Origin of the sequence: Oryzobacter terrae (assembly GCF_042756445.1) — a bacterium.
In the GTDB taxonomy this organism is placed as follows: domain Bacteria; phylum Actinomycetota; class Actinomycetes; order Actinomycetales; family Dermatophilaceae; genus Oryzobacter; species Oryzobacter terrae.
This window is the reverse complement of record NZ_CP170578.1, coordinates 2,908,239-2,925,752: the sequence shown is the minus strand read 5'-3', so window position 1 is coordinate 2,925,752 and position 17,514 is coordinate 2,908,239. Positions and strand designations below refer to the sequence as shown.

13 protein-coding genes and 1 tRNA gene are annotated in these 17,514 nt (G+C 74.5%); 5 read left to right on the top strand and 9 right to left on the bottom strand.

Features of this window, described 5'->3' with window-relative positions; genetic code table 11:
• Positions 1 to 2 precede the first annotated feature (2 nt).
• From ACFWN3_RS13935 to ACFWN3_RS13915, 5 genes are all read right to left on the bottom strand, one after another.
• On the bottom strand, positions 3 to 1,160 hold the full coding sequence (locus ACFWN3_RS13935) for an XdhC family protein (RefSeq protein ID WP_377640534.1): 1,158 nt from the start codon (positions 1,158 to 1,160) through the stop codon (positions 3 to 5).
• Entirely contained in the window at positions 1,153 to 2,316 is a 1,164-nt protein-coding gene (locus ACFWN3_RS13930) for a VWA domain-containing protein (protein WP_377640533.1), read from the bottom strand. The genes ACFWN3_RS13935 and ACFWN3_RS13930 overlap by 8 nt, the downstream gene beginning before the upstream one ends.
• Entirely contained in the window at positions 2,313 to 3,203 is an 891-nt protein-coding gene (locus ACFWN3_RS13925; RefSeq protein WP_377640531.1) for an AAA family ATPase, read from the bottom strand. The genes ACFWN3_RS13930 and ACFWN3_RS13925 overlap by 4 nt, the downstream gene beginning before the upstream one ends.
• A gap of 65 nt (positions 3,204 to 3,268) precedes the next feature.
• A complete protein-coding gene (locus tag ACFWN3_RS13920; RefSeq protein ID WP_377640529.1) occupies positions 3,269 to 3,850 on the bottom strand; it encodes an NTP transferase domain-containing protein in 582 nt (193 codons plus the stop codon).
• Positions 3,851 to 3,879: 29 nt separating this feature from the next.
• Positions 3,880 to 4,455 carry a TetR/AcrR family transcriptional regulator gene (locus ACFWN3_RS13915; RefSeq protein WP_377640527.1) on the bottom strand — a complete coding sequence of 192 codons (576 nt, stop codon included), beginning with the start codon at positions 4,453 to 4,455 and terminating at the stop codon, positions 3,880 to 3,882.
• A 96-nt stretch (positions 4,456 to 4,551) separates the two neighbouring features.
• Here ACFWN3_RS13915 and ACFWN3_RS13910 point away from each other — a divergent pair, with 96 nt between their 5' ends.
• Positions 4,552 to 5,229 (top strand): NADPH-dependent F420 reductase, encoded by a 678-nt coding sequence (locus tag ACFWN3_RS13910; protein ID WP_377640525.1) that lies wholly within the window; start codon positions 4,552 to 4,554, stop codon positions 5,227 to 5,229.
• 3 nt (positions 5,230 to 5,232) lie between these two features.
• On the opposite strand, the gene ACFWN3_RS13905 is transcribed toward ACFWN3_RS13910, so the two are convergent.
• From ACFWN3_RS13905 to ACFWN3_RS13895, 3 genes are all read right to left on the bottom strand, one after another.
• Positions 5,233 to 10,743, bottom strand: a complete 5,511-nt coding sequence (locus ACFWN3_RS13905) for a carboxyl transferase domain-containing protein (RefSeq protein ID WP_377640523.1) — start codon at positions 10,741 to 10,743, stop codon at positions 5,233 to 5,235.
• A gap of 131 nt (positions 10,744 to 10,874) precedes the next feature.
• Complete coding sequence (locus ACFWN3_RS13900) at positions 10,875 to 12,095, bottom strand: AI-2E family transporter (protein ID WP_377640521.1); 1,221 nt, start codon at positions 12,093 to 12,095, stop codon at positions 10,875 to 10,877.
• 86 nt (positions 12,096 to 12,181) lie between these two features.
• Positions 12,182 to 12,265: transfer RNA gene (locus ACFWN3_RS13895), tRNA-Tyr, on the bottom strand.
• A 59-nt stretch (positions 12,266 to 12,324) separates the two neighbouring features.
• Here ACFWN3_RS13895 and ACFWN3_RS13890 point away from each other — a divergent pair.
• Positions 12,325 to 12,819 carry a YajQ family cyclic di-GMP-binding protein gene (locus ACFWN3_RS13890; RefSeq protein WP_377640519.1) on the top strand — a complete coding sequence of 165 codons (495 nt, stop codon included), beginning with the start codon at positions 12,325 to 12,327 and terminating at the stop codon, positions 12,817 to 12,819.
• Between the two features lie 22 nt (positions 12,820 to 12,841).
• On the opposite strand, the gene ACFWN3_RS13885 is transcribed toward ACFWN3_RS13890, so the two are convergent.
• Complete coding sequence (locus ACFWN3_RS13885; RefSeq protein ID WP_377640517.1) at positions 12,842 to 13,501, bottom strand: TetR family transcriptional regulator; 660 nt, start codon at positions 13,499 to 13,501, stop codon at positions 12,842 to 12,844.
• Positions 13,502 to 13,560: 59 nt separating this feature from the next.
• On the opposite strand from ACFWN3_RS13885, the gene ACFWN3_RS13880 reads away from it, so the two are divergent.
• From ACFWN3_RS13880 to ACFWN3_RS13870, 3 genes are read left to right on the top strand one after another with little or no spacing between them, the layout of a single operon-like run.
• Positions 13,561 to 14,088: a hypothetical protein gene (locus ACFWN3_RS13880; protein ID WP_377640515.1), complete on the top strand. Its 528-nt coding sequence runs from the start codon at positions 13,561 to 13,563 to the stop codon at positions 14,086 to 14,088.
• A 14-nt stretch (positions 14,089 to 14,102) separates the two neighbouring features.
• Positions 14,103 to 15,491, top strand: a complete 1,389-nt coding sequence (locus tag ACFWN3_RS13875) for a magnesium chelatase (protein WP_377640514.1) — start codon at positions 14,103 to 14,105, stop codon at positions 15,489 to 15,491.
• Positions 15,492 to 15,512: 21 nt separating this feature from the next.
• Positions 15,513 to 17,510, top strand: a complete 1,998-nt coding sequence (locus tag ACFWN3_RS13870; RefSeq protein WP_377640512.1) for a VWA domain-containing protein — start codon at positions 15,513 to 15,515, stop codon at positions 17,508 to 17,510.
• Positions 17,511 to 17,514: the final 4 nt, after the last annotated feature.

The window sequence follows — 17,514 nt, the reverse complement described above, 5'->3', positions numbered from 1 at the left end:
GGTCAGGCGCTGCCGTGGTGGATCGGCCCGGTGACCTCGTGCAGCCGCCGACCGGCCCCGCCCCACTGGAGGGCGATGATCTCCGCGGCGATCGAGACGGCCGTCTCCTCGGGCGTGCGGGCCCCGAGGTCGAGGCCGATGGGGCTCGACAGGCGGGCGAGCTCGTCGTCGCCGAGGCCCGCCTCGCGCAGCCGCTCGACCCGGTCGTCGTGGGTGCGCCGCGAGCCCATCGCGCCGACGTAGGCGACCTCGGGCATCCGCAGGGCCACCTCGAGGAGGGGGACGTCGAACTTGGGGTCGTGGGTGAGGACGCACACGACGGTGCGGCCGTCGACCCGTCCCTCCTCGACCTCGGTCTCGAGGTAGCGGTGCGGCCACTCGACGACGACCTCGTCGGCGGCGGGGAACCGGCTCGTCGTCGCGAACACGGGGCGCGCGTCGCAGACGGTGACGCGGTAGCCGAGGAAGGTGCCGACGTGGGCGACCGCGGCGGCGAAGTCGATGGCGCCGAAGACGAGCATCCGCGGGCGGGGGGCGAACGCCGACACGAAGACGCGCATCCCCTCGCCCCGGCGCTCGCCGTCGGGGCCGTAGGTGAGGGTCTCGGTGCGGCCCGCGGCGAGCAGGCCGCGGGCGTCGTCGGTGACCGCGGCGTCGGCGCGGGGGCTGCCGAGGGAGGCGGCGCCCTCGGGACGGTCGGCGCTCGCGGGGCGGTCGGCGCCCTCGGGGCGCACGACGAGCCGGCGGCCGAGCCAGGCGGGGTCGGGGTGCTCGATGACGGTGGCGACGGCGACGGGCCGGCCGGCCTCGACGTCGTCGGCGACGGCGCCGAGCTCGGGGAAGGTCTCGGGCGAGATCCGCTCGACGAAGACGTCGAGGATGCCGCCGCAGGTCAGGCCGACGGCGTACGCGTCGTCGTCGGAGACGCCGTACCGCTGGAGGACCGGCTCCCCCGACTCCACGACCTCCTGGCCGAGCTCGTAGACCGCGCCCTCGACGCAGCCGCCGGACACCGACCCGACGGCCTCCCCGCCGGGGCCGACGAGCATCGAGGCACCGGCGGGACGGGGGGCGGAGCGGAAGGTCGCGACGACGGTGCCGACGCCGACGGTCTCGCCGGCGCGCCACCAGCGCAGGAGGTCGGGCAGGACGTCACGCACGCGCGACCACCTCCGTCAGCTCCTCGAACGCCGCCAGCGAGTGCCCCGCGACGAAGTCGTCGACGTGGGGCAGCACCGCCATGATGCCTCCCTGGACGGGCTCGTAGCCCGGTCGGCCCCGGTGCGGGTTGACCCAGACCACCCGGTGGGCGACGGCGCGCAGCCGTCGGACCTGCTCCCCGAGCGCCTCGGGGTGGTCGCGCTCCCACCCGTCGGAGAAGACGACGACGACCGCGCCGCGCGCCATCCCCCGACGGCCCCACCGGTCGAGGAAGACCTTGACGCCCTCGGCCAGCCTCGTGCCGCCGGACCAGTCGGGGATGACGCCTCCGGCCGCGACGATGGCCCGGTCGGGGTCGCGGTGGCGCAGCGGACGGGTGATGTGGGTGAGCCGGGTCCCGAGGGTGAAGACCTCGGTGGGGACGCCGGCCGCGCAGTACGTGTGGGCCAGCCGCACGAGGGCGTCGGCGTACGCGCTCATCGAGCCCGAGACGTCGACGAGCAGGACGACGCGCCGCGCGCGTGTCGTGCGGCGGCGCCAGCGCACCTCGCCCGGCTCCCCCATCCGGCGCAGCGTCGAGCGCAGGGTGGCCCGGGCGTCGACCGCGCCGCGCGACGAGGTGGCGTAGCGGTGGGCCCGTCGGCGCGGGGCCCGCGGGCGGAGCGCGGCGAAGAGCCGGGCGAGCTCCTCGCGGTCGCGGCGGTCGAGGGAGGCGAGGTCGCGGTGGCGCAGCACCTCGGCCGAGCTGGCCCGGGCGCGAACGGCATCCGGGCCCTCGGCGCCCTGGCCGGTCTGCTCGTCCGACGCGGTGAGCCCCGCCTGGGACACCATCCGGGGCAGCGGCGCCCCGTCCTTCGAGCCGGCCCGGGTGCCGCTGAACCAGGCGGCGTAGACGTGGTCGTAGCGCTCGAGGTCGGCGGGCGACCCGCAGAGCGTGGCCCGGCCCACGTGGTAGACCGCCGGCTGGTCCTCGAGCCCGACGGCAGCGACGCCCTCGAGGTAGGTCCGCTCGCGGTCGGCGGTGACGTTGACCCCGGCCGCACGCAGCGCCCGGGCGAAGCCGAGGAGGACCTCCTCGGGCGGGTGGAGCAGGTCGAGCGGCTCGCCGGCCTCGGCCGGCTCGATGGGCCCCCCGGGCTCGCGGGGCTCGGTCATCGGGCGAGCATCGTGTCGAGCGCCCGCTTCACCCGCTCGGCGTCCTCGCGGTACTTCACGGCCACCCCGAGGGTGGCGGCCGCGACCTCGGTGTCGAGCTCGCGGGTCCCGAGCTCGTGGAGGGCGCGGGCCCAGTCGAGGGTCTCGGCCACGCCGGGCGGCTTGACGAGCTCGCGGTCGGCGCGGATGGCGTGGACGGCACGGGCGACCTGGGCGGCGAGCGCCTCGGGCACCTCGGGAGCACGGCTGCGCAGGATGGCCAGCTCGCGCTCGATGCCGGGGTGCTCGAGCCAGTGGTAGAGGCAGCGGCGCTTGAGGGCGTCGTGGAGCTCGCGGGTCCGGTTGCTCGTGAGGACGACGACCGGGGGGACGGCCGCGGTCACCGTGCCGAGCTCGGGGATCGTCACCTGCCAGGTGGACAGCACCTCGAGGAGGAAGGCCTCGAACTCGTCGTCGGCCCGGTCGACCTCGTCGACGAGGAGGACGGCCGGGGCGTCGCGCAGCGCCCGCAGCACCGGACGGGCGAGGAGGAAGCGCTCGTCGAACAGCCCCTCCTCGACCTCGCGGACGTCGCGGGCCGCGCCCTCGACGGCCTCGAGGGCCCGCACGTGGAGGATCTGGCGCGGGAAGTCCCAGTCGTAGAGGGCCTGGGTCGCGTCGATGCCCTCGTAGCACTGGAGCCGGATGAGCGGCAGGTCCATCGCCTCGGCGAGCGCCTCGGCGAGGGCGGTCTTGCCGGTGCCGGGCTCGCCCTCCAGGAGCAGCGGTCGGGCCAGCCGGAGCCCGAGCCAGGCGATGGTCCCCAGGGCGTCGTCGGCGAGGTAGCCGGTCTCCCCGAGCGCGCTCGTGAGGTCGTGCGTCGTCGCGAACGTCGTCCTCGGGTCCATGGCGCCAGCATCCCTGATGGCGGGGGCGTCCGGAAGCGGGCGGTGCACGCGCGTCGAAGGACGGGTCACGCGAGGTCGTCGACGGTGTCGACGTCGCGGCCCGTCGCGAGGTCGCCGCACTCGACGAGGACGTGCGCGGTGGCCCGCAGGTGGTCGCGGGCCCCGCGGTCGCCGATCGCGGTGCCGGACACCGCCTCCCAGTGGTCGCGCCCGAGGACGACCGGGTGACCCGGGACGCCCCCGTAGGCGGCCCGCGCGAGGGCGCCGGGCCCGCCGGCCGCGGCGAGCACCCGCGCCATGACGTCGGCCCCGACGTCGGGGAGGTCGACGAGCGTCACGAGGACCCGCTCGGGTGCGCTGGGCCGACCGGCCAGGGCGGCCAGCCCGGCCCGCAGCGAGGCCCCCATCCCCTCGTCCCAGTCGGCGGCGCGGACGACGGCCGCCCCGGCGGCGGCCGCCAGCGCGGCGACCTCGTCCGCAGCGGCACCGACGACGACGAGCACGTCGTCGCAGCCGGCCGCGCGGACCCGCTCGACGGCGCTCTCGAGGAGCGTCGGGCCCTCGGCCGACGGCCGGAGGAGGGCCTTGGGTCCCCCCATCCGGCGCCCGGCACCGGCGGCGAGGACGAGGCCGGCGGTGCTGGTCACGTCACCCACCCTCCCACGGGCGCTCGACGTCAGCCGCGGCCCGCGGCGAGGGCGGCGTCGACGAGGACGCGTGCGGAGGCAGCAGCCCGGGCCGCGGCGTCGGGGTCGGCGTCCAGGGCCCCGCTGGCGAGACCGCCGTCGAGGAGGAGGGTCAGCGAGCGGGCCAGTCCGCGGGGGTCGGGCGCACCGGCGTCGGTCGCGAGGTCGGTGACCCAGGCGAGGACCGCCGCCTTGTGCGCGACCGTGCGCTCGTGCACCGCGGTGCCCGGCACCGACTCGGCCGCGGCGTTGATGAACGCGCAGCCCCGGTACCCGTCGCGCCGGCAGGCGGTGGCGAGGGCGTCGAACAGGCCGACGAGCCGGTCGGCGGCCGCGGGCCCCGCCGCCGCGGCGGCCTCGTGCAGCTGCCCGCTCCAGATGGCGTCGACCCGCTCGAGGTAGGCGAGGGCGAGGTCGTCCTTGGCGGGGAAGTGCCGGTAGAAGGTCGCCTTGGCCACGCCGGACTCCGCGATGATCAGGTCGATCCCGACCGCCCGGAAGCCGCGCGCGTAGAAGAGGCGGAACGCGGTCTCGAGGATGCGGTCACGAGCACTCGGCGGGGGCATGGGGTTGATGGTAGACAGATCTGTCTGCTAGCGTCCAGCCGGACGGTAGACCGACCTGTCTACCTCGTGATCCCGACCCCCTCACCAGGAGCTCCCATGACCATCGCAGTCCTCGGCACCGGAGCGGTCGGACGCGCGCTCGCCGGCCGCCTCGACGAGCTCGGCCACGACGTCGTCGTCGGCACCCGTGACCCCGCCGCGACCCTGGCGCGCAGCACGCCCGACGGCACGGGCGCCACGCCGTTCTCCGCCTGGCGCGAGCTCCACCCGGGGGTCGCCCTCGCGACCTTCGCGGACGCCGCGGCCGCGGCCGACCTCGTCGTCAACGCCTCGTCCGGCGTCGCCGCCCTCGAGGTCCTGGGACTGGCCGGCGCGGCGAACCTCGCGGGCAAGCCCCTCCTCGACATCTCCAACCCGCTGGACTTCTCCGCCGGGTTCCCGCCCACCCTCTTCGTCAAGGACACCGACTCCCTCGCCGAGCAGCTGCAGCGGGCCTTCCCGCAGGCCCGCGTCGTCAAGTCGCTCAACACCCTCACGGCCGAGCTCATGGTCCACCCGGAGTCCCTGGGCCGGAGCACGACCGTCTTCGTCTCCGGGGACGACGCGCAGGCCAAGGCGCGGGTGGTCGAGCTGCTGACGTCCTTCGGTCACGACGACGTCATCGACCTCGGAGGCCTCGAGACGGCGCGGGGCACCGAGATGCTCCTGCCGGTGTGGCTGCGGCTCATGGGAGCCCTCGGGACCGCGCAGTTCAACCTCAAGGTCGTGCGCTGAGCGTCAGGCCAGCGTCGCCTCGATGGCGGCGATGATCCGCGGGCGCAGCTCGTCGGCGGAGATGACGGCGTCGACCGACCCGACCTCGACCGCCCGGTGGATGTTGTGGACGGCGTCGAACTCCGCGGCCACCTTCCCGAGCATCTCCGAGCGCACGGCCGTGCGGACCGCGGCGAGCTCGGTGGCCACCCGGGCCCGCTCGGCACCGCTGAGGTCGGCGAGCGAGGCCTGGAGGTCGGCGACCCGCGGGTCGCTCGCCGTGCGGGCGTCGACGTCGCGAGCGAAGACGACCGCCGCCGCCGGGGCCCCACCGAGCACCGAGGCGAACGACCCCTCGACCGCGAGCGTCGTCATCCGGGGGTTGAGCGCCTTGGAGAAGACGACGAACGCGCCACCGTGGTACCGGGACACGACGACGAAGACGATCGGACCGTCGAAGTTGACGACCGCGCGGCCGATCTCGGCGCCGTACTCGAGCTGGAGGGCGCGCATCGAGTCGGGCGAGCCGTCGAACCCGGACAGGTTCGCGAGGACGACGAGGGGGCGGTTGCCGCTCGCCGCGTTGATGGCGCGGGCCGCCTTCTTCGACGACCGCGGGAACAGCGTCCCGGCGGTGTAGACATCGGGACCGTCGGTGGGGGGCACGCCGCGGCGAGCCACGTTCTTCGACTCGATCCCCAACAGGCACACCGGGATCCCGCCGACCCGGGCGTCGAACACCACGGCCGTCTCGGCGTCGGCCATGCCCGCCCAGCGCTCGAGCGTGCCGTGGTCCTGGTCGGCGACGGCCTTCATCAGGGTGCGGATGTCGAACGGCTTCTTGCGGTCGGGGTTGGTCGCCGACGAGAAGATGTCGCCGACCGTCGTGAAGTCGCTGCCCGCGAGCGAGTGCGGGAACGAGGTGACGTCGCGGTCGTGCGGGTCGGTGGTCGCGGCGCGGCGGGGGCCGCCCTCCCCCGGTGCGACCCAGGTGTTCTCGTAGTGCTGGAGGAGGATGCCGTAGGCGTCGACGAGGTCCTTGGCCCAGTACTGCGCCTGGCCGTTGGGGCCCATGACGCGGTCGTAGCCGCCGATGCCGAAGTTGTCCTCGGCCGAGACCCCGCCGGAGAAGTCGAGCGACTGCTTGCCGGTGAGGACCATCGCCGAGTCGGGTGTCATGACGAGGATGCCCTTGGTGTGCATGAGCATCGTCGCCTCGGCGTTCCAGTACGGCTGCGCCCCGACGTTGATGCCGGCGACGACGACGTTGACCTCGCCCCCGGCTTGGGTGAACTCGATGATCCGCTTGAGGGCCTTGGCGACCCAGTCCATGTTCTCGGTCCCGGAGTCCATCGAGATGCGCGCGCCGGCGGACAGGGCGAACCACTCGACGGGCAGCCCCCTCTCCTCGGCGAGGTCGAGCGCCGCGATGACCCGGGCGCACTCGGGCTCGGCGACCGCGCCGAGGGCCCGCAGCGGGTCGCCGCAGAGCAGGACGCGGGTGACGCCCTCGGGGTGCAGGTCGGTGGGCGTCGTCACGACGCCGCAGATGAGCCCGGCCGTGTTCTGCCCGTAGGGGCGGTCGACCGGGACGAGCCGGCCGTCGGCGTCGAGGTCGTGCTCGACGACGGAACCGCCGGCGCCGGCGACCATCGAGACGAGCTCGTAGGGGTACACCAGACCGCGGCGACGGGCGCGCACGACCTTCTCGGCGTACTCGTCGAGCGGGGCGACGCGATCGGTGGGCGGCTGCTCGACGGTGAAGGTCACGCCTGAGCCCGGCTGGTAGCTGAAGCGCGCGCAGATCGGCACGGCGTGGCCGTTCTCGCCGGCGATCTCGCCCTGGACCCGGACCTCCTCGATGCCGGCGCCGGCCGTCATCGGGGCGACCTTGCCCTGCAGGGCCGTCAGCTGGTCGAGGTCGGCCTCGACCTGCGGCCAGATGTGCAGCCAGACGTGGTTGGTGTCGAGGCGCGCCCCGCCGCCGAGGGTCGTGCGCGCCCGGCGGACGGCCTCGAGGCAGTTGGCCAGCGCCCGCTCGACGTGCGGCAGCGCCGTGACCTTGCCGCTCTCGTCGCGCACGACGACGAGCTGGCGGACCTGGGCGAGGGCGACGAGCCGCTGGTCCTGCGCGTTGTCGCGGGCGACGGCGTGGAGGAGGAGCACGTCCTCGGGGGCGTCGAGCCGGGTGAGGTCGAAGTCGCGCAGCCGCCAGAGGTTCAGCCGCCGGCCGACCATCGGGTGGACGTCGCGGACGGGCCGGTCCTCCTCGACCGTGCCGTCGGCCCGCGGCCGGAAGGTGAAGTAGCCGACCTCGCGGCCGTCGTCGGGCACGACGCCGACGGCCACCCGCCGCACCTCGGCGGCGAACGGCATCGCCGCGAGCCGCAGCGCCAGGTCGGCGGACGCGACCTCGCGGTCCGTGGGGAGGTCGGGCCAGTGGAGGTAGAGGTCGACGACGGCCTCGGACCCCTCGGGGCGCCGCGCGACGAGGTCGGACAGCAGACGCGAGAGCTCGCCGTCGGGGACGAGCTCGTCGGCGACACCGACGGTGCTCACGAGGTGCGAGGCCGTGTCGTCGAGCCGGTAGTCGGCCGTCGCGACGGCGCGCTCGCCGAGCGTGGACTCCTCGAGGTCGCGCAGCGCGTACTCGCGGTAGTGCCGCTTGATGAGGACGGCGAGCATCGGCTCGCGGGCCGGGGTCCCGCGCCGCAGCCGCTCGCCGAGGAAGCGCACGATCCGCTCGGGGATCGCGGCGAGGGCGTCGATGCGCGCGGTGCGGTCGGGACCGTCGGGCAGGGCGTCGATGTCGTCGAGCTCACCGCCGACCGACCCGAGCACCGAGGCCCGGTCGGCGTCGACGAGCGGCTGGTCGAACCAGCGGAAGCGCACGCTGCGCGCGAGGTCGCCGACGATCGGGAAGCGGAGCTGGGTCGCGGCCACGAGGCGGTCGAGCAGCTCGCGGGCCGCGACGTCGTCGGGCGCCGAGGGGGCGGGCTCGGTGAGCCAGCGCTGGAGCACCGAGGTCGCGAGCGCCACCTCGGGCGCGGACCGCTGCTGCGCGAGGAAGATCCGGAAGACGGCCCGCTCGAGGCCGGGGCCGCGCTCGACGCCGTCGACGCCGTAGTGCCCGAGGACGCGCTCGAGGCGACCGACGAAGTCGGCCGGGAGGCCGCCGCGCTCGGGGTCGAGGGTCTGGAGGTAGGTGTGGAAGTGCTCGCGCGGGCTGTGGACCCGGTTCTCGACGTGCGCCTCCTCGCCGACCGGCCGGTTGCGGCTCAGCTCGGCGAAGTCGGCGAAGCAGGCGAGCAGCGACATCTCGTCGGCCACCGGCGAGCGGCCCTCGGCGGCGAGCTCGTCGCGCGCGGTGAGGTAGCGGCTGACGGTGCGGCTCTCGTGGCCGGGGTCGAGGTCGTAGCCGAGGAGCATCGCCGACAGGTCGGCGCGCCCCCGCGACGCCCGCTCGGCGGCGTCGCCGTCGTCGACGTCGTCCGGCAGGTCGAGGTCGACCGCCTCACCCGCCGCCTCGGCCGCGGCCTCGGACGCGTCCCCCGTCGGCTCGAGCCGCACGAGCGCGGCCCCGGTCTCGACCTGGCTGCCGGTGGAGACGAGGAGCTCCTTGACCCGACCGGCGAACGGCGCCGGGAGGACGGTCTCCATCTTCATCGACTCGAGGACGAGCACGGGGGCCCCGGCGGCGACCTCGTCGCCGACCTTGAGCGGCGTGGCGACGACGAGTGCCGGTGCGGGAGAACGCAGCACGCCACCCTCGTCGCGGCTGACGCGGTGGGTGACGCCGTCGACCTCGACGAGCTGGACGGGGCCGTGAGAGGCCGTGACGAGACGGTGGCTGCGCCCTCCGACGCGCACCCGGGAGGCGTACGGACCGGTGCGCTCGAGGTCGGCGTCGACGGTGTGGGCCTCGCCCGTGGGGTCGGCGACGGAGACGCGGAACCGGGCGGGACCGGTGCGGAAGACGGTGACCTTGTAGGCGGTGCCGCGCAGCTTGAGGTCGACGGCCCGGCCGACGTCGTGCTGCACCTGGGGACGGCCGCCGCGGGCGGTCTCGAGCAGGCGGGTCCGCTCGATCTCCTCCGCCTCCTCGTAGGCCTCGATGCCGGCGACGACGAGGGCGACGCCGCTGTGCTCGGAGGCGACGAGGCGGCCCTCGGACCGGACCCGGTCGATCCAGCCGGTGTCGGCGGAGCCGTCGACGACCTCGGGCTGGTCGAGGAGGTCGAGGATGAACGACTTGTTCGTCGCGCCGCCCTCGATGACGACCGTCGTCTCGCGCATGGCGCGGCGCAGGCGCGCCAGCGCCTCGTCACGGTCGCGGCCGCTCGCGATGATCTTCGCGATCATCGAGTCGAAGTCGGCGGGGATCGAGTCGCCCTCGGCGACACCGGTGTCGACCCGGATGCCCGGCCCCGCGGGGAGCTCGAGGTGGGCGATGCGCCCGGGAGCGGGGGCGAAGTCGCGGTCGGGGTCCTCGGCGTTGAGCCGCGCCTCGACGGCGTGGCCGAGCTCGCCCGGTCGCTCGCCCTCGAGCCGGCCGCCCGACGCGACGTGGATCTGCAGCCGGACGAGGTCGGTGCCCGTGACGACCTCGGTGATGGGGTGCTCGACCTGGAGCCGGGTGTTGACCTCGAGGAAGGCGAAGAAGCGGTCGCCCGGGTGGTATAGGAACTCGACCGTCCCGGCGCCGGCGTAGCCGACGGCGACGGCCAGCCGCTCGGCCGCTCCCTTGAGCTCGAGCACCTGGGCCTCGTCGAGCACCGGCGACGACGACTCCTCGATGACCTTCTGGTTGCGGCGCTGCACGGAGCAGTCGCGCACCCCGATGGCCCAGGCCGTGCCCTGGCCGTCGGCGATGACCTGCACCTCGACGTGACGGGCCCCGGTGACGAGCTTCTCGAGGAAGACCACGCCCGACCCGAAGGCCCGCTGCGCCTCGTCGCGGGTGCGCTCGTAGGCGTCGGCCAGCTCGGCGTCGGAGGCCACCTTGCGGATGCCCCGCCCGCCACCTCCGGCGGTCGCCTTGAGCATGAGCGGGTAGCCGATCTCGGCGGCCGACGCGACGGCGTCCTCGAGGGTGTCGACCCCACCGCGGCTCCACGGCGCGACGGGGACCCCGACCTCCTCGGCGATGAGCTTGGAGCCGATCTTGTCGCCGAGCCGGCGCATCGCCTCGGCGCTCGGGCCGATGAAGGTGACCCCGATCCGCTCGCAGACCTCGGCGAAGGCGGGGTCCTCGGCGACGAAGCCCCAGCCGACCCACGCGGCGTCGGCGCGGGTCTCGAGGAGCGCCTTCTCCAGGACCGCGTGGTCGAGGTAGGGCCGCGCCGACGCGGGGCCGAGGTCGTAGGCGACGTCGGACTCGCGGACGAACATCGCCGAGCGCTCGGCCTCGGTGTGCAGGGCCACGACCTCGATGCGGTGGCCGCCCGGACCCGCCTGCGCGTTGATGTCGCGCACGGCGTGGACGAGCCGCATCGCGGCCTCACCGCGGTTGACGATGGCGATCCGCGTGAACATCCGTGGTCCTCCAGGGGTCGGCTACCGGTTCGGCCGCGGCGGGTGGGCCCGCCGCGTCCCGAGCCTGTCACCATCTCGCGGTGACGCGCGAGTAATGAGCGGGGCGGGGCGTGCCGTCGCGCCGCCCGCCGTCAGGCCCGGTCGCCGCCCGCGACGGCCTCGGTCCCGGCCACCCCCTCGCGCTCGCCCTCGCCTCGGTCGTCGTCGTCGTCCTCGTCGTCCTCGACCCGGGGCTCGACGAGCGCCGCGACCGTCGCCTCGGTCTCGGGCGTCAGGTCGTATCGCCGCTGGTAGATCTCGAGCATCGCCATCACGGTCGCCGCGACGGGGACACCGAGCAGCGCGCCGGACAGCCCGAAGAGCTGGGCCCCGAGCAGCGCCGCGCCGAAGGACACCGCGGGGTGCACGTCGACCGCCCTGGCCGAGATCCGCGGCTCGAGCGTGAGGTTCTCGACCTGCTGGTACGCGATGCCCCAGACGAGCACCCACACGCCGAGCAGCGGGTCGCCCGACGTCACGCCGACGACGACCGGCAGCGCGATGGAGATGTAGGTCCCGACGTTCGGGATGAACTGGGCGACGATGCCGGTCCACAGGGCGAGCGGCAGCCAGTACGGCAGGTCGAGGACGTAGAAGGCGACCCCGCTCGCGACGGCGTTGATCGACGCGAGGACGACGCGCGCCGCGATGTAGCCGCCGACCTTGACCCGGGTGAGGTCCCACGCGGTGAGGAACGGCACCTGGTAGCGCGGCGGGACTCGCCGGCCGATCCACGCCCGCAGCGTCGGCATCCCGACGGAGATGTAGAAGACGAAGAAGGCGACGACGAACAGGCCGAACACCCCGGACAGCAGGGCGCTGAGCACCCCGAGGACGCCGAAGGCCACGGTCTGCGCGTACCCCGTGAGGTCGGTCGGGTCGAGGCCGGTCGACTCGAGGAGGTTGTCGAACGTGTACTGCGAGCCCGTCGTCTCGTTGACCCGGTCCAGGACCTCGGTCGCGATGTCGGGCACGGCCTGGACGAGGGCGGTCAGCTGGGCCACGAGGAGGCTGCCGAAGGCCCAGAGGAAGGCGACGACGGCCACGAGGGCGGTGAGCATGACGACCGCGGTCGCCGCGGCCCGGGGCATGCGGCGCGAGAGCCGGCTGACGACCGGCTCCATCGCGAGCGCGGCGAACCAGCTCATGACGACGTAGAACACCGTCTGGCTGCCGCGGGTGAGGACGAACCACCCGACCGCGACGACGAGGAGCACGCCGACGACGGCCCAGACGCGACGCGAGTCGGACCGCCCCGGCAGCGCCTCGACGGTGGCGTCACTCGCGGGGGCGGCGGCGGGGCTCGGGTCCATGCGCCCGAGCCTAGGGGCGGGGCCGCGCCCCGGTGACGAGGACGGCCCCGACCCGGCTCTCGCCGGACCGGGGCCCCTCGTGGCACTGGTGGCAGGTGAAGGATTCGAACCTTCGAAGCTTTCGCGACGGATTTACAGTCCGTTCCCATTGGCCGCTCGGGCAACCTGCCTGGTGCGCATGGAAGGATAGCAAGCCGAAACCGGCAGACCGAATCGACCTGGAGGACCCGTGGCGGACAGCAGCTTCGACATCGCGAGCACCTACGACAAGCAGGAGGTGGCCAACGCGGTCAACGCCGCCGCGAAGGAGATCGCCAACCGCTACGACTTCAAGAACGTCGGCGCCAAGGTCGAGCTCGTCGGCGAGGTCATCAAGATGGAGGCGAACACCGAGGACCGCTGCAAGGCCGTCCTCGACGTCGTCGAGACCTGGCTCATCAAGCGCCACGTCTCCCTCAAGCACCTCGACGTCCCGGAGGCCGGCCCCCGCCTGTCGGGCAAGGAGTACAAGCTCGACTGCCCGCTCAAGGAGGGCATCTCCTCGGAGAACGCCAAGAAGATCACCAAGCTGATCCGCGAGGAGTTCCCGAAGAGCGTCAAGACCCAGATCCAGGGCGAGGAGGTCCGGGTCACGAGCAAGTCGCGCGACGACCTCCAGGCCGTCCAGCGGCTCCTCAAGGACGCCGACCTCGACGTCGCGCTGACCTACACCAACTACCGCTGACGGGCGGCCGCCGCCGTCCGCGTCAGCCCGGCGCGAGGGCGGCGGCCACCATCGCGTCACCGACCCAGGCGGCGTACTCGTCGCCGCTCCAGCCGCGCAGCGCGGTGAGCAGGTGCCACACCTCGATGCTGTTGAGGGTCCAGATCCGGTCGCGCGCCCCGTCGACGCCGAGGCCGGGCGCCAGGGCTCCCAGGTCGGCCACCCGCTGGGCCACCATGCCCGCGCCGACGAGCCGTTCGGCGTTCGTCGTGTCGCGCAGCCGGAGCAGGTCCGCGTCGCCGGAGGCCGCCCCGGCCGAGATCTGCAGGGCCAACGGACCGACCCGCTCGGCCACGTGCCGCCCGAACGCCGCGTACCCCCGGAGGAAGACCGCCGCGTCGGGCTCGGCGTACAGCGCCCGCACGTCGGGGCGCTCGGCCAGGGGCACGGGCTCGTCGTCACCGACCACCGCGACGTCGTAGGCGGCCTTGAGCAGCGCCGCCTTGGTGCCGAAGACGTTGTAGACCGTCTGGCTGCTGACCCCGGCCGCACGAGCCACCGCCGCCACCGAGGTCGCCGCGTAGCCGTCGGCCCGGAACAGGGCGTCGGCGACCGCCACCACCCGGCTGCGCGTGGCGTCGGCCTGCTCGGAGCGCACGGCACTGGTGTAGGAGCGCGTGGCGGACTTTTTCGCTTGACTCATGCTCAAATCATTTTACTATGGATCCATCCAATTCGACCCCGTCCCCCGTGGAGACCCTCGTGATCCTTCCATCCCTCGACCGTTCCCCCGTCCCTGCCACCGGCCTGCGCGCCGCCCCCGTCGGCGCGCGACGACGCGAGCGCGCCCTCGTCGGGCTCGCCGTCCTCACGGCGTACTCCACCGCCGTCGGCTGGCAGGCCCAGCTCGTCTCGTACCCGCTCTACCGCGCGGTCGCCGCCGAGGACTTCCTCGCCTACCACGCGCAGTACAACGGGGCGATCCCCGTCGTCGTCATCGTCCCCGGGTTCGTGTCCTTCCTCGCCGGCATCGCCCTCCCGTGGACCCGGCCGGCGTGGGTCCCGCCCCGGGTGGCGGGACTCGTCGCCGCCGCGGGTGCGGTCTCCCTCGCGTCCACCGTCGCCTGGGCGATCCCCATGCACGACCGCCTCGACCGCCTCGGCCAGGACGCCGCGACGATCGACAGCCTCCTGTCGGCCAACCTCGTCCGGTCCCTGGCCCTCACCGTCGGCACCGTGGCCCTCGCCGGACTCCTCGCCGGACGGGCCTGTCGCAGCGCGGAGGGCTGACGTAGCGTGAGGCGATGAGCGAGCGCCCCACCGCCACCACCGTCGGCGAGCTGCGCGCCACCGGGCACGACGCCCGATCCGTGCGTGCCGAGATCCGCGCCAACCTCCTCGCCGCCCTCGCGGCCGGGCACGACCCGTGGCCCGGCCTGCACGGCTTCGGCACCACGGTCGTCCCGCAGCTCGAACGGGCGCTCATCGCCGGGCACGACGTCGTCCTCCTCGGCGAGCGGGGGCAGGGCAAGACCCGTCTCCTGCGCAGCCTCGTCGGGCTGATGGACGAGTGGTCGCCGGTCATCGCGGGGTCCGAGCTCGGCGAGCACCCGTTCGAGCCCATCACGGTCGAGTCCCGGGGCCGCGCAGCGGAGCTCGGCGACGACCTGCCCGTGGAGTGGCGGCACCGCGACGAGCGCTACTCCGAGAAGCTGGCCACGCCCGACACCAGCGTCGCCGACCTCATCGGCGACGTCGACCCGATGCGCGTCGCCGAGGGACGGCGCCTCGGCGACCCCGAGACGATCCACTTCGGCCTCATCCCCCGCAGCCACCGCGGCATCGTCGCCATCAACGAGCTGCCCGACCTCGCCGAGCGCATCCAGGTCGCGATGCTCAACGTCATGGAGGAGCGCGACATCCAGATCCGCGGGTACGTCCTGCGGCTGCCGCTCGACGTCCTCGTCGTCGCGAGCGCCAACCCCGAGGACTACACGAACCGGGGGCGGATCATCACCCCGCTCAAGGACCGCTTCGGCGCCGAGATCCGCACCCACTACCCGCACGAGCTCGACGACGAGATGGCCGTCGTGCGCCAGGAGGCCGGGCTCGTCGCGCAGGTGCCCGACGCCCTCCTCGAGGTCGTCGCCCGGTTCACCCGTGCGCTGCGCGCCTCCCCCGCCGTCGACCAGCGCTCCGGCGTCTCGGCGCGCTTCGCCATCGCGGCGGCCGAGACCGTCGCCGCGGCAGCGCTGCACCGGGCCACGGTCCTCGGGGAGGACGAGGCCGTCGCCCGCGTCGTCGACCTCGAGGCAGCCCTCGACGTCCTGCGCGGCAAGGTCGAGTTCGAGTCGGGCGAGGAGGGCCGCGAGCGCGAGGTCCTCGCCCACCTCCTGCGCACCGCGACGGCCGAGGCCTGCCGCTCGCGCCTCGGCGGCGTCGACCTCGGCCTCCTCGTCGAGGCGATCGAGGACGGCGCGCTCGTCACGACCGGCGAGCGCGTCTCGGCGCGCGACCTCCTCGACGGCCTCCCCGTGCTCGGGGAGTCCGACGTCTACGAGCGGCTGGCCGCCAAGGTCGGGGCGACCTCGGCCGGCGAGCGCGCGAGCGCGGTCGAGCTGGCCCTCGAGGGCCTCTACCTGGCCCGGCGGATCGGCAAGGACAGCGTCGACGGCGAGACCGTCTATGGCTGACCCGAGCACCCGGCGGGCGTCGTGAGCCGGTACCGCAGGTACGAGGGCGGCGACCCCCTCGCCCCGCCCGTCGACCTGCGCGAGGCCCTCGACGCCATCGGCGAGGACGTCATGGCCGGGACGTCCCCGGAGCGGGCGCTGCGCGAGCTCCTGCGCCAGGGCACCCGGAGCCGGGTCGGCCTCGACGAGCTGGCGCGCCGGGTCGCCGAGCGCCGGCGCGAGCTGCTGGCGAAGCACTCCCTCGGCGGCACCCTCGAGGAGGTCCGCCGCCTCCTCGACGAGGCCGTGCTCGCCGAGCGCAAGCAGCTCGCCCGCGACCTCGACGACGACGCCCGCTTCGCCGAGGTCCGGATGGAGAACCTGCCGCCCTCGCCCGCCCAGGCGGTCAGCGAGCTCGCCGACTACGACTGGCGCAGCGGCGACGCCCGCCAGAAGTACGAGCAGATCAAGGACCTCCTCGGCCGCGAGCTGCTCGACCAGCGCTTCGCGGGGATGAAGCAGGCGCTCGAGAACGCGACGCCCGAGGACCGCGAGCGGGTCGAGGCGATGGTGCGCGACCTCACCGACCTCCTCGCCGCGCACGCCCGCGGTGACGACACCACCGAGCAGTTCGAGCGGTTCATGGCCGAGCACGGCGAGTTCTTCCCGGAGAACCCGCAGTCCGTCGACGAGCTCGTCGACGCCCTCGCCGCCCGCGCAGCGGCGGCGCAGCGGATGCTCGCGTCGATGACGCCCGAGCAGCGCGCCGAGCTCGCCGAGCTCTCGGCCCAGGCGTTCGGCTCCCCCGGGCTCATGGACGGGCTCGATCGGCTCGACGACCTCCTGCGCGGGGTGCGGCCCGGTGAGGACTGGGACGGCTCGGAGCGGTTCTCCGGGGAGCAGGGGCTCGGGCTCGGCGACGGCACGGGCGTCCTCCAGGACGTCGCGCAGCTCGACGCCCTGTCCGACCAGCTCGCGCAGGCCCACCCGGGGGCGCGGGTGGACGACGTCGACCTCGACGCCCTCGCCCGCCAGCTCGGCGACGAGGCGGCGGTCGACGCGCGCGCCCTGGCCGAGCTCGAGAGGGCCCTGCGCGACAGCGGCTACCTGACCCGGGCGGCCGACGGCACGTTGCGCCTGTCGCCCCGGGCGATGCGCGAGCTGGGCCGCTCCCTCCTGCGCGACGTCGCGGGCCGCCTGTCGACCCGGCAGGGTGCCCGCGACGTGCGGGCCGCCGGTGCCGCGGGCGAGCAGAGCGGCGCCACCCGGCCGTGGGAGTTCGGTGACACCGAGCCGTGGGACGTCACCCGCACGATGACCAACGCCCTGACCCGCACGGCGGCCGAGGCCCCCGGCGACGGGATCCACCTCGACATCCGCGACGTCGAGGTCGTCGAGACCGAGGCGCGCACCCGGGCCGCGGTGGCCCTCCTCGTCGACACCTCGTTCTCGATGGCGATGGACGGCCGGTGGGTCCCGATGAAGCGCACGGCCCTGGCCCTCCACCAGCTGATCCGCTCCCGGTTCCGGGGCGACCACCTCGAGCTCATCGGCTTCGGGCGGCACGCCGAGGTCATGGAGATCGAGCAGCTGACCGCCCTGGATGCCATGTGGGAGAAGGGAACCAACCTCCACCACGCGCTGCTCCTGGCCAACCGGCACTTCCGGCGGCACCCGCACGAGCAGCCGGTGCTGCTCGTCGTCACCGACGGTGAGCCGACCTCCCACCTCGAGCCCGGGGGCGAGGTGTTCTTCGACTACCCGCCGCACCCGCGCACCATCGCCCTCGCCGTCCGCGAGCTCGACGGCGCGGCCCGCCTCGGTGCCCAGACCACCTTCTTCCGGCTCGGCGAGGACCCCGGGCTCGCGCGCTTCGTCGACTCGATGGCCAAGCGCGCCGGGGGCAAGGTCGTCGCTCCCGAGCTCGGCGACCTCGGCGCTGCCGTCGTCGGCTCGTACCTCGGATCCCGTTCTGCCGGTTCCGAGTACGGCGGCTCCTACCGTGACCTTTTCGGTGGTCGCGGCTTCTGGGCCGGCTGAGGCC

Bases quoted from the DNA above. Each gene is read 5' to 3' on its own strand.
- ACFWN3_RS13930 (WP_377640533.1), bottom strand. From the start codon at position 2,316: ATGACCGAGCCCCGCGAGCCCGGGGGGCCCATCGAGCCGGCCGAGGCC.
- ACFWN3_RS13925 (WP_377640531.1), bottom strand. From the start codon at position 3,203: ATGGACCCGAGGACGACGTTCGCGACGACGCACGACCTCACGAGCGCG.
- ACFWN3_RS13915 (WP_377640527.1), bottom strand. From the start codon at position 4,455: ATGCCCCCGCCGAGTGCTCGTGACCGCATCCTCGAGACCGCGTTCCGC.
- ACFWN3_RS13910 (WP_377640525.1), top strand. From the start codon at position 4,552: ATGACCATCGCAGTCCTCGGCACCGGAGCGGTCGGACGCGCGCTCGCC.
- ACFWN3_RS13905 (WP_377640523.1), bottom strand. From the start codon at position 10,743: ATGTTCACGCGGATCGCCATCGTCAACCGCGGTGAGGCCGCGATGCGG.
- ACFWN3_RS13900 (WP_377640521.1), bottom strand. From the start codon at position 12,095: ATGGACCCGAGCCCCGCCGCCGCCCCCGCGAGTGACGCCACCGTCGAG.
- ACFWN3_RS13885 (WP_377640517.1), bottom strand. From the start codon at position 13,501: ATGAGTCAAGCGAAAAAGTCCGCCACGCGCTCCTACACCAGTGCCGTG.
- ACFWN3_RS13875 (WP_377640514.1), top strand. From the start codon at position 14,103: ATGAGCGAGCGCCCCACCGCCACCACCGTCGGCGAGCTGCGCGCCACC.